Annotated in this window: 12 protein-coding genes; 7 read left to right on the top strand and 5 right to left on the bottom strand. The window is 63.1% G+C overall.

The window, feature by feature from the left end:
• Positions 1–146 precede the first annotated feature (146 nt).
• Positions 147–1,679 carry a DHA2 family efflux MFS transporter permease subunit gene (locus ACVWWD_RS18090; RefSeq protein WP_457103222.1) on the top strand — a complete coding sequence of 511 codons (1,533 nt, stop codon included), beginning with the start codon at positions 147–149 and terminating at the stop codon, positions 1,677–1,679.
• A gap of 47 nt (positions 1,680–1,726) precedes the next feature.
• Here the strand turns inward: ACVWWD_RS18090 and ACVWWD_RS18095 are convergent, their stop codons facing one another.
• Together ACVWWD_RS18095 and ACVWWD_RS18100 are read right to left on the bottom strand one after the other, a co-directional pair.
• On the bottom strand, positions 1,727–2,287 hold the full coding sequence (locus ACVWWD_RS18095) for a CAP domain-containing protein (protein ID WP_352550380.1): 561 nt from the start codon (positions 2,285–2,287) through the stop codon (positions 1,727–1,729).
• Between the two features lie 77 nt (positions 2,288–2,364).
• Entirely contained in the window at positions 2,365–3,588 is a 1,224-nt protein-coding gene (locus tag ACVWWD_RS18100; RefSeq protein ID WP_352550381.1) for a TadE/TadG family type IV pilus assembly protein, read from the bottom strand.
• A 240-nt stretch (positions 3,589–3,828) separates the two neighbouring features.
• On the opposite strand from ACVWWD_RS18100, the gene ACVWWD_RS18105 reads away from it, so the two are divergent.
• Positions 3,829–4,653 carry a DUF2189 domain-containing protein gene (locus tag ACVWWD_RS18105; RefSeq protein WP_015318368.1) on the top strand — a complete coding sequence of 275 codons (825 nt, stop codon included), beginning with the start codon at positions 3,829–3,831 and terminating at the stop codon, positions 4,651–4,653.
• Positions 4,654–4,657: 4 nt separating this feature from the next.
• On the opposite strand, the gene ACVWWD_RS18110 is transcribed toward ACVWWD_RS18105, so the two are convergent.
• Together ACVWWD_RS18110 and ACVWWD_RS18115 are read right to left on the bottom strand one after the other, a co-directional pair.
• Complete coding sequence (locus ACVWWD_RS18110; RefSeq protein ID WP_352550382.1) at positions 4,658–5,290, bottom strand: LysE family translocator; 633 nt, start codon at positions 5,288–5,290, stop codon at positions 4,658–4,660.
• A gap of 123 nt (positions 5,291–5,413) precedes the next feature.
• Positions 5,414–7,399, bottom strand: a complete 1,986-nt coding sequence (locus tag ACVWWD_RS18115) for a TadE/TadG family type IV pilus assembly protein (RefSeq protein WP_352550383.1) — start codon at positions 7,397–7,399, stop codon at positions 5,414–5,416.
• Positions 7,400–7,657: 258 nt separating this feature from the next.
• On the opposite strand from ACVWWD_RS18115, the gene ACVWWD_RS18120 reads away from it, so the two are divergent.
• Together ACVWWD_RS18120 and ACVWWD_RS18125 are read left to right on the top strand one after the other, a co-directional pair.
• Positions 7,658–8,518: a TIGR01459 family HAD-type hydrolase gene (locus tag ACVWWD_RS18120; RefSeq protein WP_352550384.1), complete on the top strand. Its 861-nt coding sequence runs from the start codon at positions 7,658–7,660 to the stop codon at positions 8,516–8,518.
• 6 nt (positions 8,519–8,524) lie between these two features.
• Positions 8,525–9,505, top strand: coding sequence for a bifunctional riboflavin kinase/FAD synthetase (locus ACVWWD_RS18125; protein ID WP_352550408.1), 981 nt, complete (start codon positions 8,525–8,527; stop codon positions 9,503–9,505).
• 30 nt (positions 9,506–9,535) lie between these two features.
• Here the strand turns inward: ACVWWD_RS18125 and ACVWWD_RS18130 are convergent, their stop codons facing one another.
• Positions 9,536–10,090, bottom strand: a complete 555-nt coding sequence (locus ACVWWD_RS18130; protein ID WP_023795547.1) for an HdeD family acid-resistance protein — start codon at positions 10,088–10,090, stop codon at positions 9,536–9,538.
• A 187-nt stretch (positions 10,091–10,277) separates the two neighbouring features.
• Here ACVWWD_RS18130 and ACVWWD_RS18135 point away from each other — a divergent pair, with 187 nt between their 5' ends.
• From ACVWWD_RS18135 to ACVWWD_RS18145, 3 genes are all read left to right on the top strand, one after another.
• Positions 10,278–11,090, top strand: coding sequence for a MipA/OmpV family protein (locus tag ACVWWD_RS18135; RefSeq protein ID WP_352550385.1), 813 nt, complete (start codon positions 10,278–10,280; stop codon positions 11,088–11,090).
• Positions 11,091–11,375: 285 nt separating this feature from the next.
• Positions 11,376–14,360 carry an isoleucine--tRNA ligase gene (gene ileS, locus ACVWWD_RS18140; protein WP_457103223.1) on the top strand — a complete coding sequence of 995 codons (2,985 nt, stop codon included), beginning with the start codon at positions 11,376–11,378 and terminating at the stop codon, positions 14,358–14,360.
• Between the two features lie 205 nt (positions 14,361–14,565).
• A complete protein-coding gene (locus ACVWWD_RS18145) occupies positions 14,566–15,243 on the top strand; it encodes a metal ABC transporter substrate-binding protein (protein ID WP_023774544.1) in 678 nt (225 codons plus the stop codon).
• The last annotated feature ends 30 nt before the right edge of the window (positions 15,244–15,273 follow it).

Here is a 15,273-nt window from a genome sequence, read left to right on the forward strand (position 1 = left end):
AGGCATCCGCTCATCAGAGACTTTCAGTCGATGTAACCCCCACATCGACAATCGCGTCCCACCGCGACGAAGGTCTCTCGACGGAAGGCTTCGCCGCCCGGAAACCCGTTGTACACGTTTCTGTTACCTTCTGGAAGTTCTGCCCCATGAGCACGTCCGAACCATTCAAAGAAGTGCCGCATCGTGGCTTGATCACGGTCGCGCTCATGCTGGCGACGATCATGCAGGCGCTTGACACCACCATCGCCAACGTCGCGCTGCCGACCATGACCGGCGATCTCGGCGCCTCGCCCGACAACATCAACTGGGTGCTGACCTCCTACATCGTCGCCGCCGCCATCATGACCCCTGTCACCGGCTGGCTCGCCGACCGTTTCGGCCGCAAGGAACTGTTCCTGACGGCGGTGGTCGGCTTCACCATCTTCTCGATGTTGTGCGGCCTGGCGTGGAGCCTGGAAACCATCGTGCTTTTCCGGCTGATGCAAGGTGTGTTCGGCGCCGCGATCGTGCCGCTGTCGCAGACTTTCCTGCTCGACATCAACCCCAAGGAGCGCCATGGCCAGGCGATGGCCATATGGGGCGCCGGCATCATGCTGGGACCGATCCTCGGCCCCACGCTCGGCGGCTGGCTGACAGAGAATTTCAACTGGCGCTGGGTGTTCTTCATCAACCTGCCGGTCGGCATCGTCGCCTTTCTTGGCATGGCGGCCTATCTGCCGGCGGTCGCCCGGCGGGTGCGCAGCTTCGATTTCTTCGGCTTTGCCATGATATCGCTCGGCGTCGGCGCCCTGCAGCTGATGCTCGATCGCGGTGGCGAGGTCGACTGGTTTTCCTCGGTCGAGATCTGGATCGAGCTTGGTCTTTCGCTCACCGGCTTCTGGGTGTTCATCATCCACACGATGACATCGGAACATCCCTTCATCGATCCGAAGATTTTCCTCGATCGCAACTTTGTCACCGGGCTGGCATTCATCTTCGTCATGGGCGTGCTGATCCTGGCCTCGATGTCGCTGCTGCCGCCGATGCTGTCGACCATCTTCGGCTATCCGACGGTCACCATCGGCATCGTCATTGGGCCGCGCGGTGTCGGCACCATGATTTCCATGCTCGTCGTCGGGCGCATCATGGGCAAGGTCGATGCCAGGATTCTCGTTGTCATCGGTTTCCTCCTGACCGCGCAGTCGCTCTACACCATGGCCAGCTTCGCCCCGCAGATGGACAACTGGCTGATCCTCAGCTCCGGCGTGATCCAGGGCCTGGGCATGGGCATGGTGTTCGTGCCGCTGTCGACGGTTGCCTTCGCCACGCTCGACGCCCGCTACCGCACCGATGCAACCTCATTGTTCAGCCTAGTGCGAAATCTTGGCTCGTCGATCGGCGTGTCGGTCGTGACCGTGCTGCTGGTGCGCAACACGCAGATCAACCATGCCGAGCTTTCAACCTTCATCAACCCGTTCAATCCCAATCTCTGGGCGGTTTCGCCGGCGGCCGCCGGCGGCGATCCGACGGCACTGTCGCAGGTCGACCGCATGGTCAATCTGCAGGCCATGATGATCTCTTACGTCAACGACTTCAAAATTCTGATGATCATGACGCTGGCCGCCATCCCGTTCGTCTTCCTGCTGCGCAAGCCGAAAACGGCGCCGGCCGGCGGCGCGCCTGCCGCCCATATGGACTGATGTAGCGGCTGTTCGTCAGTGGATGGCCGCTGCCGGCGATGTCTTTGCTACCTGCCGAGCACCAGCGACCAGTAGCGCAGGTTGGGGTCGCGGCCGTCACGAACATAGGCAAGTCCAAAGCGGCTGAAGTCCGGATCGAGTATGTTGCGCCGGTGCCCCTGCGAATGCATCCAGATATCGAACAGCTTCTGTTGGTCGAAGCGGCCGGCCGCGATGTTCTCGGCCGCGGCGCCGTGCACGCCATTGTCCCTCATGCGCGAGGCGAAATCCTTGCCCCAGCCGGTGGTGTGGCTCATGTTTTCACGCTTCGCCATGTAGCCGGCCTGCTGCAATGCTGCTTGCTCCAACTGCGCGTCCGGGGTCAGCGGGCCGCGCCCGGCCGTGGCGCGCAGGCTTGCCAGCGTGCCGGTTGCCGAGGAGGAAACCCCGGCGCCTTGCCCTGTCGGCAGCGAGACGGTGCTGCAGGCGGCAAGCCCAAGCAAGGCCGCCAGCCCAGCCGCCTTGAGCCCAGCCGCCTTGAGCCCAGCCGCCTTGAGCCCAGCCGTCTTGAGCCAGGTGCGCCTGTTCAAGTTCGCGATCCGATCGCAATCGATTTTCGAAGTGGTCATGAGTGCCTGACTCGGTCGCGATCATGGCTTTTGCCGGGCAGGCGGTGAAAAATCTCGATCGAAGCGGCCATTGGCCGCTAGTTCACAAGTGTGATGAGGCGGCTGGAGTACATCTCTCGATTTCCGAACACCGCCGTGCAGTCGGTCTTGATGGAAGAGTTGCCTGTCATCTGCACGGTCAAGCCAACAAGCCTCAGGCAGTCCCCTTGACCACTCATATCCGAGTTGCCGGCAAACGAAACGGCCGCGTCAGGCGCATAGACGAATCCGCTGATCACCGAATTTGCGCCGCCATTCAGGGTCAAGGCCGAAATGTTCCCGCGGCTCTGGAAGATCGTGATGCCAGCGTAAGGCCCGCTGGTCGGCGGGGAAAGGTTCACCTTTTCATTTGCGTTTATGGTGATCTGTGCCCCTTCCGTGAGGAATATGGTTACGCCCTGGCCGGTCAGGCTGCCATTCCCGCCCGGCTTCAGGGTGACGCCGCGCAAGATGTAGACGCCCGGGTTGAGCGTGATGTTTCCTGACAATATCTTGTCGCAATAGGTGCCGGGCGACAGCGTGTAGGTTTTGCCGTTCGGCACCGGCAGGCAAAGTGTGTAGGGGGGAGGGACGATGTCGGCCAGGGGATCGAAGGACGCATATTGATGTTCGAGCGGCGCGCCGCAGGTGAGATCGGCAGCGGGCGGAGAAAGCCCGGAAGTGCCGCCGACGGCCGATACGCAGCCCGCCGAAACCTGCGCGGAACCGCCCCTGCTGACGGCATCGGATGCGTCCGAGTTTGCCGCGATCACGCAGTTGCTCATGGCGACATCGGTCGAGCCTTGCAGGCTCACCGCCGCCGACGCATGCGGATCGAGCGCCAGCACGCAGGCCTGCGCGCCCGGGTGCATCTTGACCGTCGCCGACCGTTGAGCTGGCCAGGGGGCAGCGCCATTGATGAAGCTCGGACGGTTGATGCCGGACGACAGCGAGATGTAATAGGCGCTCGGATCGCCGCTGGCGGTGGCCGAAAAGGCGGAAACGCTGTCTGAATATTCCTGCTGGTCGGCAATGCTCACATTGGCCGCGAAGAATGTCAGCCCAAGCCCCTGGACATCGCTCGCGCTCATGCTGGGCAGGTATTTGGTACCGACGGCAAGGCCAGCCGCGTCGAGCGAGTTCTGCAGTTGCGCGGCGTCATCGCTCGTCCCCGTCAGGTCGAGGGTGCCGGCGACGACAGCCATTATCGGCAGCAAGGCTACGGCGGTCGCCATGGCGAAATTGCCGCGTTCGCAAGACCAGAAGCCCTTCAATGTGAACATCGCCCCACGCCAACGTTTGTAAAGCTCAGGTGATACGCTGTGGGTCTCTACGAGTAATTTAAGCAATAGCTAAAATGCATGGATTCTGAAATGAACTCAGTGGTTCGCCAGACGAGTGAACCTTATGAGGCGCGGCGACAATCCCGGGAAGATCGGCTATTATGCGAGCGTTCTTGAAGTGGCAGCTACGGGCAGCCACCCTAGGCGGTGACCGCCCCCCGAGAAAAACGGAGGAAGGTTATGGCCGGCTTTCATGTCATGGCGGACGCGTACGGGATGCATGTGCAACCAGCGGTCCGCCGAATTTCCACGGCGGACCTCTGGGACGCGCTCAGGCTTGGCGCCGAGGACTTCTGGGCCAAGCCCTCGCATTACGTGTTCCTGTGCCTGATCTATCCGGTCGCCGGCCTGATCCTGACGCAGTGGACGTCCGGCTCCAACGCCATCCAGCTCGTCTATCCCTTGATGTCGGGCTTTGCCCTGGTCGGACCGTTCGCCGCGATCGGGCTCTATGAGATCAGCCGCCGGCGCGAGCTCGGCATGAACACCAACTGGCGGCATGCGCTCGATGTTCGTCATTCATCGGCGCTGCCATCGATAGCGGTTATCGGCATCATGCTGTTCGCGCTGTTCCTGTTGTGGCTGTTCACGGCGCAGTCGATCTACACCAGCCTCTTCGGCGGCGAGCCGCCGGCTTCGGTCGGGGCCTTCCTGCGCGATGTGCTGACGACCAGCAAGGGCTGGAGGCTGATCCTTCTCGGCAACGCGGCCGGCCTGGTCTTCGCGGTGGTCGTGCTGGCGACCACGGTCGTTGCCTTCCCGCTCTTGCTCGATCGGGATGTCGGCGCCGTTTCGGCGATAGAGACCTCGGCGCGCGCGGTCATGGCAAATCCGCTGCAGATGGCGCTATGGGGCCTCATCGTCGCGGTGCTGCTGGTGATCGGCTCGATCCCGCTGTTTGCCGGTCTGGCCGTCGTCATGCCGATCCTCGGCCACGCGACCTGGCATCTCTACCGCAAGGTGGTCGAGCCGGCCCAGATCCGGCCGCCGCGCCGGCCGATGTGACGCTTCAGCGCTGCGCGTCGGTCGCCATCTTCAGCGCCAGCGCCGTCAGCACGGTTCCCATCAACCAGCGCTGGATGACCAGCCATAGCGGTCGTCCGGCGAGGAATGTGGCGATCGAGCCGGCCGTCAGCGCGATGACGGCGTTGACGCTGAGGCTGATCGATATCTGCGTCGCGCCCAGCACCAGAAGCTGCGACAGGACATGGCCCCTGCCGGGGCTGATGAACTGCGGCAGCAGCGACAGATAGAGAACGGCCACCTTGGGATTGAGCAGATTGGTCATCAATCCCATGGCGAACAGCTTGCGCGGCCGGTCTTTCGGCAGGTCGCGCACTTGGAATGGCGAGCGTCCGCCCGGTTTCACGGCCTGCCAAGCCAGCCACAAGAGGTAGAGTACGCCGGCAAAGCGCAGCACATCATAGGCATAGGGCACCGCGATCAGCAGCGCCGTGATGCCGAACGCTGCCGACAGCACGTAGAACAGGAAACCGACCGCAACCCCGCCAAGCGAGATCAGTCCTGCCTTGGGCCCTTGCGACAGTGAGCGCGAGATCAGATAGATCATGTTCGGACCCGGCGTCAGCACCATGCCGAGGCAGACCAGCGCGAAGGCAAGATGGTTGCCGGTGTCGGGCATTGTTCGTTCCCCAGCCTGCCGCGATGATGAGAGACCATGCGAGCGGCCAATCTGTGCCTGTCACGGCAGGCGCCCGCAAGGGCTTGACGGCGTCGGGCGTTGCGCCAGGGGAAGGAACTCGGGTTAGCCGACCACGCGCAGGTTGGACAGCTCGTTGCCGATTTCCTTGAAATCGTTTGCGAGGCTGGCGCCGGTCGCATTCCAGAACAGCTTCGCCGGTTTGCTCGGATCCGTCGCATCCTTGCGGAAGCGCGAATTCGACGAGCAGGATTTCAGCGCATCGATCGCCAGCTTGTCGCTGGTCTTGGTCGTCGACAGGTCGAGCGCCACCGTCATCACCATGATGTTGGCTGCCTTGGCGTTGTTGCAGAGCGTGGCCATCTGCTCGTTGAGGGCATTGGTATAGTTGCCGTTCGAATAGTCGAACTGACCGATGGCGCTCGATGTGCCCATGAACAGGCGTCCGATTGGGGTGCCGTTGTATCCGGGGTTGAGGTAGCCGAAGGACGCGTAGGTCGATTTCGAATTGGCGGGGTCGGAGTAGCCCAGCGAGGATGGCGTATAATAGGTGTTGGCGCCGTCGGTCAGCACGATCACCACCTTGTCGTTGCCTCTTTCGGTTTCCGGGCGCCCTTGCGTGAACGGCTCTCCGCTCGAGACCACCCGCCAGCCCCAGGCCATACCCTCGGGAACATTGGTGCCGCCATTCGGCTGCATCAGGTCGATCGCCGCCTTGATCGAGGTGAGCCCGTCGGCGACGCTGACGTCGGTCAGCGGCGTGATCGGGTTGGTGGTGCAGCTGTAATTCGGCCCGTTGCCGGCGGGCAGCGCCGGCGCATCGATCGGCCGCGGTTGGAAATATTTGGCCATGTTGCGCAGCCGAGATTGGCCGCTGCTGCTCGATGGATCGTCGTTCCACCAGCTGTTGATGGCTCCATAAGTTACCGGTGCGGCCTCGTCGGGGTCCTGGGTGAGCTTCCAGTGATTGCCGGGTTCGTCGGGGGCGAACATCGGCACGAACATCGTTGCCGGATCGCCGACGGCGATGCCGGTATTGGCCGAGCCACCGGACGGCGTGGCGTCGTTGATATTGTAAGGGTAGGGCCGCGCCTCGACGCAGCCCTGCCAGCTGGCGAACGGTCCGTAGGAATCGACATAGTCGTATTCGTTGTGGCTGCTTTTGCAGGTGTTGTTCGAATTGTATTCGTCGCAGACCACGCGCTTGCTATTGACGACACGCTCGTGGTTGGTGACGACCTTCATGTCGCGGTAGAGCGAAAACCGGGTCAGCATCTGGCCTTCCTCGGTTCCCCAGCCGGTGCCGCGCTTGTACCAGATGCCGTTGGTCTGCTGGGCGTATTTGTTGGCCGTGTTCAGCGTCGACCAGTCGAAATTCTCGTTCGATACCGGCGATAGACCCTCGGTGTCCATCCACGAGGCGTTGCCGTTGCCGGGGCCGACATTGACGGAGGCGGCAAAGGGCACGAGGCCGAATTGCACCGGCCTGTCGACCTGCTTGATCATCGCGGCCTGCTGGGCAAGCGTGTCGACCAGTTGCTTGGCCGCTGTTTTGAGCAGATCGATGCGCATCTGTCCTGAGCCGGTGCCGGGCGTGACCATCGATCCGGAATTGTCGAGCACCAGGGCAACCTCCAGCGTGTTCTTCAGCCGTACTTGCGAGGTAACGTTGACGCTGAGCCTCTGGTTGGCATCGGTCGCCGATTTGCCGACGAACTGGGCGAAGGCGGGGTAGAAATACGGTTTGTAATTGAGTTGGGCGGTCATGGTCAGCAGGCCGCCGCCGCTGGTGTTGCTCGGCAAGGTGACGTTGAGCGTCGCGCTGGCGGGATCGATGTCGTTCAAATTGGCGTTGAAAAAGTCGAGCGCGTAGGCTCTCAACTGGTCGTCGGTGGCGCCTTCCGTCAGCCGGCGGGCCGTGGCGAAGTTGGCGGCGTCGAGCGCGTTCATCACCATCTGCTTTTCACGGTTCATTTCCGTGAAATCGACCGCGATCGCCAGGCCGCCCATCAGCGGCACCATCGCCACAGCCGTCATGAGAGCATAGTTGCCGCGCCTGTCGCGGCGGAACTGACGCCAGATTTCAAACATGCTTGCAGCGGCCCCCGCCGACGGATTCTCGGCCGGCGCCAGCTTTCCACGAAACGCTGAAAGACGGGTTTGGGAAACCGCTCTATTGCTTGGTCGGCGCTTCACCAACCGCTAACCAATCAAGGCCGCGGCTTGCGCCGCAATTCGCGCCGATCAAGGCGAAAGCTGGTGACAGCATGGGCCGGTTCGGATAATTCGAACCGGCCGCGGAGAACCGTCGGCCGCTGTAACCGCAACGATCATACTGAAGGAAACGGCATGGCGGATTCGCCTGAAATCGTCGGCTCGCTCGAAGATGTCTCGAAAGCCTATTCGGCAATTCTCTGCGATGTCTGGGGCGTGGTGCACAATGGCGAATGGCATTTTCCGGCTGCCGCGGCTGCGCTGGCGGCGGCAAGGGCGGACGGCACTCCTGTCGTTCTGATCACCAATTCGCCGCGCCGCAGCGCCGATGTCGTGGCGCAGATGAGCGTGATCGGCGTCCCACCATCAGCCTATGACCGTGTGGTGACCTCGGGCGACGTGACCCGTGATCTGATCGCGGAGGGCCCGCGCAAGGTCTTCCACATCGGCGCCGACCGCGATCTGACCCTGTATGACGGCCTCGATGTCGAACTCGTCGAGGAGTTCGAGGCCACCGGCGTCGTGTGCACCGGGCTGTTCGACGACGAGGTCGAAAAACCCGACGACTATACGGAACTGCTGCGCCGGTTGCGCGCCAGGAACCTGCCGTTCATCTGCGCCAATCCCGATATCATGGTGGAACGCGGCGAACGGATCATCTGGTGCGCCGGCGCGCTCGCGCGCGACTACGCGCAGCTCGGCGGTCGCACGCTGATCGCCGGAAAACCCTACGCGCCGATTTACGAGGTCGCGATGAAGGAGGTGGCCGAGATACTCGGCCGGTCGGTTGGGCGTTCGCGAATACTGGCAATCGGCGACGGCATGATGACCGACGTCAAGGGCGCTGCCGACAATGGTTTCGACGTCCTCTATGTCTCTGGCGGCATTCATGCCCGCGACTATGGCGATCCATCCCGGCCGGATCCGGCAAAGCTCGGGCTCTTCCTGGAGCGGCACGGCTTTCGTCCGGTGGCAGTGATCGCAAGACTGCAGTAGGTGGCAATGGTCGCGTTCCAGCATCTTACGACAACCGCGCCGCTACCCGCAGATCTGCGAGAGGGCGTGGTCGCGATCGGCAATTTCGATGGCGTCCACCGCGGCCATCAAGCCGTGCTCGAACGGGCATTGGCGGAGGCCGTGCGGCGTGGCGTACCGGCCCTGGTGCTGACCTTCGAACCGCACCCGCGAACGGTTTTCAGGCCTGATCTGCCGCTTTTCGTGCTGACGCAGCCGCCGATGAAGGCGCGCCTCCTGTCGCTGCTGGGCTTTGCCGCGCTCGTCGAGCAGCCCTTCACGCGCGACTTCGCCTCGCTGTCGGCGGAAGCCTTCGTCACCGATGTGCTGGAGAGGGCGCTGGGCATCACCCACGCCGTGACCGGTTTCGATTTCCATTTCGGCAAGGACCGCCAGGGCGGGCCGGCTTATCTGATGGCTGCCGGCGAGCGCCACGGCTTCGGTGTTACCCTCGTCGACGCCTTTCGCGACGAAGGCGCCGAGGTGGTTTCGTCGAGCCGCATCCGTGCCTTGCTTTGCAAGGGCGAGGTGGCCGAGGCCGCCGGTCTGCTCGGCTATCGCTTCACGGTGGAAAGCGAGGTTGTCGGCGGCCAGCAGCTCGGGCGAACGCTTGGCTTTCCCACAGCCAATATGAGGCTTCCGGCGGAAGCCACGCTCAAGGAAGGGATCTACGCCGTCCGCTTCCGTCGCGCGGACGGTACGCTGCACGACGGCGTCGCCAGCTTTGGCCGCCGCCCGACCGTCGACGACAATGGCGCGCCGCTCCTGGAAACCTTCGTCTTCGATTTTTCCGGCGATCTCTATGGCGAGACTTGCGAGGTGTCGTTCTTCGGGTTCCTGCGCAGCGAGATCAAGTTCGACGGGCTCGACGCACTGGTCGTGCAGATGAAGCGCGATGAAGCCGAGGCCCGCGCGCTGCTTGGCGGCGCCAAGCCGCTCTCCGGCCTGGACGCCGCGGTGGCGTTCTGAAGCCATGATCCCGAAAGGGGAAACGAGTTCCTATTTCCTCAACGCAAGACCGACGGCTATGAAAGTCCAGCCCTGGAAGATCAGGTCGATCGCCAGGAACAGTCCGAGCACCCACAGGCTGTTGACCGGCCAGCCCATGGCGATGATCAGGCCCGCGAGCACGCTGATGACGCCTGCCGCGACAATCCAGCCCCAGCCGCGCTCCGGACGGTGGCTGTAGCCGACCCAGGCCCGCAGCGCGCCGGAAGCGACGAGCGCGATGGCCAGCAGGAAGGTCAGCACCGCCGAGGCGAGCAGCGGATTGTCGAAAGCGAAGAACCCTGCGACGGCATAAAGCAGTCCGCTGAGCAGCCAGTAGAAGAAGCGGCCCCAGGTCTTGACCCCGAAGGCATGCATGATCTCGATGATGCCGGCCACCAGCATCAGCCATCCGACAACGTAGACGGAAGCCACGGTGGCGATGAACAGATTGCCGAAGGCAATGCCGCCGAGGATCAGCAGCACCACGCCCAGACCGACGAACCAGCCCCATTTGTCGCGAGTCTGGCCGATCGCGTTCTTCAGAGTATCGCCGTGCAAGGTCATGTCGCCACCTCCATGGAGGACCGCCAGCATGCAGGAGGTTACCCTCGGCGCCGACCCGCGTCCAGCCGATGGCGGGCGCGACGGCGCAGGCAACACGCGCCGGATGTCTCGCCCTTAAATCAAATTTTACCAAAGCCTCGTCAAAGCTGTCGCCGCAGGACAGTTGTATCGTGTTAGTGGAGTGACCATGAGTCAGGTCGGGAAGATTTCTGTAGCCCTAGCCACTGTCGTGCTCGCTATGTCAGGCGCGGCCGAAGCCGGTGATGGCGCTTTCGGCTGGTTGTCCGGCGACTGGTATCTGACGGTCGGCGCGACCGGCTTGGTGGCGCCCAATTTCGAGGGCGGCAAGAAATACATGCTGAGCGCCCAGCCTATCATTTCGCTTGGCAAGGCCGGCCCTGCTGCTCGCTTCACCTCGCGCAACGACAATATTTCGCTGGCGCTCGTCGACGATGGCGGCGTCCGCGCCGGTCTGACCGGCAAGTTCCTGTTCTCGCGCGACGACGGCGATGCCGACGAACTCAGGGGGCTCGACCCGGTCCGCTGGGGCGGCGAGGTCGGCGGCTTCTTCGAAATTTATCCGACGGACTGGATGCGCGCGCGTGCCGAGTTGCGGCATGGCATCCGAGCCCATAACGGCTTTGTCGCCGACATCGCCGCCGATGCTTTCTACGATGTGACGCCAACCGTCAGGATCTCGGGTGGCCCGCGCGTGTCGTTTGCCTCGGCGAACTATTTCGATGCCTATTACGGTGTCAACGCGCAGGAAGCCGTGGCCTCGGGCCTGAGCCAGTACAATCCCGGCGGCGGCCTGAAATCCGTTGGCCTCGGTGGCGCGGTGACCTGGAAGGTGACCGATCCAATGACCGCCAGCCTGTTTGGCGAATATTCGCGCCTCAAGGGTCCGGCCGCCGATTCCAGCCTGGTCAGGGAGCGTGGTGACCGCAACCAGTTCATGGTCGGCGTGTCGACCACCTACCGCTTCGACTTCAACATGTAAGCGAATCGAACGAGACGCTTTATTCCTGCGCTCTTCTCCGCTAAAAGCCCAGCAATGACGAGCTTTTTGCGCCTTCACGCGCCGACGATACGAATTACCAGCCCGGTGTTCCCAGCAGCCTGAAGGCTGTAGGAGCCGCCGGGAATAGTGCGCGCGGCCTCTCGCGCTTTTCCAGATCATCAAAGCATGTCGCCCCCGAGTGGGCCCCGTTTTTGGGAACGGCATGCGTGTAAAATAGAATTTCACGCCGCAAGCCACGTGGCCCGGCATGCACATGGCAGACCAATGACCGACGAAACCCAATCGACCATCGACTATTCGAAGACCCTTTATCTGCCGCGGACGGAGTTTCCGATGCGCGCCGGCTTGCCCGAGAAGGAGCCGGTGCTGGTCAAGCGCTGGCAGGACATGGACCTCTACCGGAAGCTGCGCGAGAGCGCGGCGGGCCGCACAAAATACGTGTTGCATGACGGACCGCCCTATGCCAACGGCAACATCCATATCGGCCACGCGCTGAACAAGATCCTCAAGGACGTCATCACCCGCTCATTCCAGATGCGCGGCTATGACTCGAACTATGTGCCCGGCTGGGACTGTCACGGCCTGCCGATCGAATGGAAGATCGAGGAACAATACCGCGCTAAGGGCAAGAACAAGGACGAGGTGCCGGTCAACGAATTCCGCCAGGAATGCCGTGAATTCGCCGCGCACTGGATCTCGGTGCAGGGTGGAGAGTTCCAGCGTCTCGGCGTCGTCGGCGATTTCAAGAACCCTTATACGACCATGGCCTTCCACGCCGAGTCGCGCATCGCCGGCGAATTGTTGAAATTCGCCATGTCCGGCCAGCTCTACCGTGGTTCGAAGCCGGTGATGTGGAGCGTCGTCGAGCGGACTGCGCTCGCCGAGGCCGAGATCGAGTACCAGGACTACGAGTCCGACACGATCTGGGCGAAGTTTCCGGTGGCCAATCTCGTCGTCGCCAGTGTCGTGGACGGGCAGCCGGCGGAGCTCGATCCGGACCTGAGTGGTCGGTCGCTTGACCTGCTGGATGCTCATGTAGTCATCTGGACGACGACGCCCTGGACCGTCCCGGGCAACCGCGCCGTCAGCTATTCGCCGCGTGTGTCCTATGGCCTCTACGAGGTGGAGGCGGCCGAGAATGCGTTTGGCCCGCAGCCAGGCGAGAAGCTGATCTTTGCCGATGCGCTGGCCGAGGAAAGCCAGACCAAGGCCAAGGTCATCTTGAAGCGTCTTCACGGCATCAGCGCCGAACAGCTTGGAAATCTTGTGCTTTCGCATCCCTTCAAGGGCCTCGGTGGTGGCTATGAATTCCCGGTTGCGATGATTGCCGGCGACCACGTCACCGACGATGCCGGCACAGGCTTCGTGCACACCGCTCCCGGTCATGGCCGGGAGGATTTTGATGCCTGGATGGACGCCGCGCCCGCGCTGCGCCAACGTGGGATCGACACCGAAATCCCGTTCACCGTCGACGACGCCGGCTTCTTTACCAAGGATGCGCCGGGCTTCGGCCCGGACCGCGAAGGCGGACCCGCGCGCGTCATCGACGACAATGGCAAGAAGGGCAACGCCAACCAGGCGGTCATCGACGAGCTGATCAAGCGCAATGCGCTGTTCGCGCGCGGCCGGCTGAAGCACAGCTACCCGCACTCATGGCGTTCGAAGAAGCCGGTCATCTTCCGCAACACGCCGCAATGGTTCGTCTACATGGACAAGGACCTCGGCGACGGCAGCACGCTGCGCGGCCGCGCGCTGAAGGCGATCGACGAGACGCGCTTTGTCCCGGCCGCCGGCCAGAACCGCATCCGCGCCATGATCGAGGAGCGCCCGGACTGGGTGCTGTCGCGCCAGCGCGCCTGGGGCGTGCCGATCGCCGTCTTCGCCGACGAGGATGGCAATGTGCTGAAGGACGAGGCCGTCAACCGACGCATCATGGACGCCTTCGAGGCGGAAGGCGCCGACGCCTGGTTCGCGCCCGGCGCCAAGGAGCGCTTCCTCGGCAATCACGATGCCTCCAAATGGAAGCAGGTGATGGACATTCTCGACGTCTGGTTCGATTCGGGCTCGACACATGTCTTCACCCTGGAAGACCGGCCCGACCTGAAGTGGCCGGCCGACGTCTATCTCGAAGGGTCCGACCAGCATCGCGGGTGGTTCCACTCCTCGCTGCTCGAAAGTTGCGGCACCAGGGGCAGGGCGCCTTACGACACCGTCGTCACCCATGGCTTCACCATGGACGAGGATGGGCGCAAGATGTCGAAATCACTCGGCAACACGGTCGTGCCGCAAGATGTGATCAAGCAGTCCGGCGCCGATATCCTGCGGCTCTGGGTGGTGACGACCGACTATTGGGAAGACCAGCGGCTCGGCAAGAACGTGCTGCAGACCAACATCGACGCCTATCGCAAGCTGCGCAACACCATACGCTGGATGCTGGGCACGCTCGCCCATGACGATGGTGAGGTCGTTCCCCTGGAGACGATGCCGGAGCTTGAGCGGCTGATGCTGCACCGGCTGGCCGAACTCGACGAGGTGGTGCGCCAGGGCTACGACGCCTTCGAGTTCAAGCGCATCACGCGCGCAGTGCTCGATTTCATGGTGGTCGAGCTGTCGGCCTTCTATTTCGATATCCGCAAGGACGCGCTCTACTGCGACGGCCCGTCGAGCGTGAAGCGCAAGGCCTCGGTCCAGGTGGTGCGCCATCTCTTCGACTGCCTGGTGAAATGGCTGGCGCCGATGCTGCCGTTCACCACAGAGGAGGCGTGGCTCGAGCGTCATCCCGATGCGATGTCGGTGCATCTCGACCAGTTCCCGCAAATCCCGGCGGATTGGAGGAACGAGGCGCTGGCGGAGAAATGGCGCAACGTCAGGCAGGTGCGCCGCGTCGTCACCGGCGCCCTCGAGATTGCGCGTGCCCGGAAGGTGATCGGCTCGTCGCTGGAGGCCGTCCCCGTGGTCACGATCAACGACGCGACGCTCGAGGCGGCGATATCGGACGTCGACATGGCTGAAATGGCGATCACCAGCGATCTCGTCATTGCCCATGGCCAGGCGCCGCGAACCGCCTTCGCCCTCGACGATGTCAAGGGTGTTGCCGTGGTCGTCGAGAAAGCGGAGGATCGCGGCCTGGTCAAATGCGCGCGTTCGTGGCGCTACACCGCCGATGTCGGGCAGGATCCCGAGTTCCCGGATGTTTCGGCACGGGATGCCGCGGTGCTGCACGAACTGAAAGCGCTGGGAAGGCTCTAGTGCCTGTCGCCCAAAGAAGTGCACAAACGCCACGCCGCGCGGGTGCAAACCCGCCGGTGCGTTGCCCTTAACGAGCGGTTGAGGTAAACACGCGAAACTCCGGAAGACAAATTGTCGCCGGATTTCCGTCGCAAGTGCTTGCACGATGGGGACCGGACACAAGGCCGGTGCGATCGAGAGGTTGTCTAGAGTGGGACTTTTTGGCATGACCGAAAGATATAACGCGCGCCTTGCGCTGCTGGCGCCGCTTGTCGCATCGGGCCTTGCTTTGTCCGGCTGCATGGGCTCTCCGACCTATGGCACCGACAAGACGGCCGCCGAACAGTTGGCCGGCGATCTTACAGGCGCCGTTTCCTTCGCGCCGAAGCGCAAGGACCCGATCGACTACAAGCCACGTCCCACCCTGGTGAAGCCGGCACCTGGCCAGAAGGAAGCGCTGCCTGCCCCGCAGGAAAGCATCCAGACGGCAAACGCCGGTTGGCCCGAATCGCCCGAGCAGCGTCGCGCGCGCCTGCGCGCCGACGCCACCGCGCATCAGAATGATCCGGCCTACCAGTCGGAGATCGTCGATGACGTGCAGACGGATCCGGCATCGGTGAAAAGGGCGATGGAGGATTCAGGATCCAGCCACCCGCCGGCGTGGAAACCCGCCGATTCCGACAAGGGCCGCGCCGCCGAGATCCAGCGCCGCCTTGCCGACAGCAAACAGGGCGACCCGAACACGCGCAAATATCTCAGCGAACCGCCCTTGGCCTACCGCACCGCCTCCGGTGCCGCGCCGCAGAACGAACTCGGCGAAGACGAGTACAAGAAGGAACGCCGCCTCAAGGCCAAGGCCGAGGGCAAGAAGGGCGGCTGGTTCGACTGGTTGCCGTCGCTGTAGGAACAGTGGCGCCGCTGATCTTGCAGCGTC

The sequence above is a fragment of the Mesorhizobium sp. URHB0026 genome (assembly GCF_054059755.1).

Bases quoted from the DNA above. Each gene is read 5' to 3' on its own strand.
- ACVWWD_RS18090 (WP_457103222.1), top strand. From the start codon at position 147: ATGAGCACGTCCGAACCATTCAAAGAAGTGCCGCATCGTGGCTTGATC.
- ACVWWD_RS18095 (WP_352550380.1), bottom strand. From the start codon at position 2,287: ATGACCACTTCGAAAATCGATTGCGATCGGATCGCGAACTTGAACAGG.
- ACVWWD_RS18100 (WP_352550381.1), bottom strand. From the start codon at position 3,588: ATGTTCACATTGAAGGGCTTCTGGTCTTGCGAACGCGGCAATTTCGCC.
- ACVWWD_RS18105 (WP_015318368.1), top strand. From the start codon at position 3,829: ATGGCCGGCTTTCATGTCATGGCGGACGCGTACGGGATGCATGTGCAA.
- ACVWWD_RS18110 (WP_352550382.1), bottom strand. From the start codon at position 5,290: ATGCCCGACACCGGCAACCATCTTGCCTTCGCGCTGGTCTGCCTCGGC.
- ACVWWD_RS18115 (WP_352550383.1), bottom strand. From the start codon at position 7,399: ATGTTTGAAATCTGGCGTCAGTTCCGCCGCGACAGGCGCGGCAACTAT.
- ACVWWD_RS18120 (WP_352550384.1), top strand. From the start codon at position 7,658: ATGGCGGATTCGCCTGAAATCGTCGGCTCGCTCGAAGATGTCTCGAAA.
- ACVWWD_RS18125 (WP_352550408.1), top strand. From the start codon at position 8,525: ATGGTCGCGTTCCAGCATCTTACGACAACCGCGCCGCTACCCGCAGAT.
- ACVWWD_RS18130 (WP_023795547.1), bottom strand. From the start codon at position 10,090: ATGACCTTGCACGGCGATACTCTGAAGAACGCGATCGGCCAGACTCGC.
- ACVWWD_RS18135 (WP_352550385.1), top strand. From the start codon at position 10,278: ATGAGTCAGGTCGGGAAGATTTCTGTAGCCCTAGCCACTGTCGTGCTC.
- ileS (WP_457103223.1), top strand. From the start codon at position 11,376: ATGACCGACGAAACCCAATCGACCATCGACTATTCGAAGACCCTTTAT.
- ACVWWD_RS18145 (WP_023774544.1), top strand. From the start codon at position 14,566: ATGACCGAAAGATATAACGCGCGCCTTGCGCTGCTGGCGCCGCTTGTC.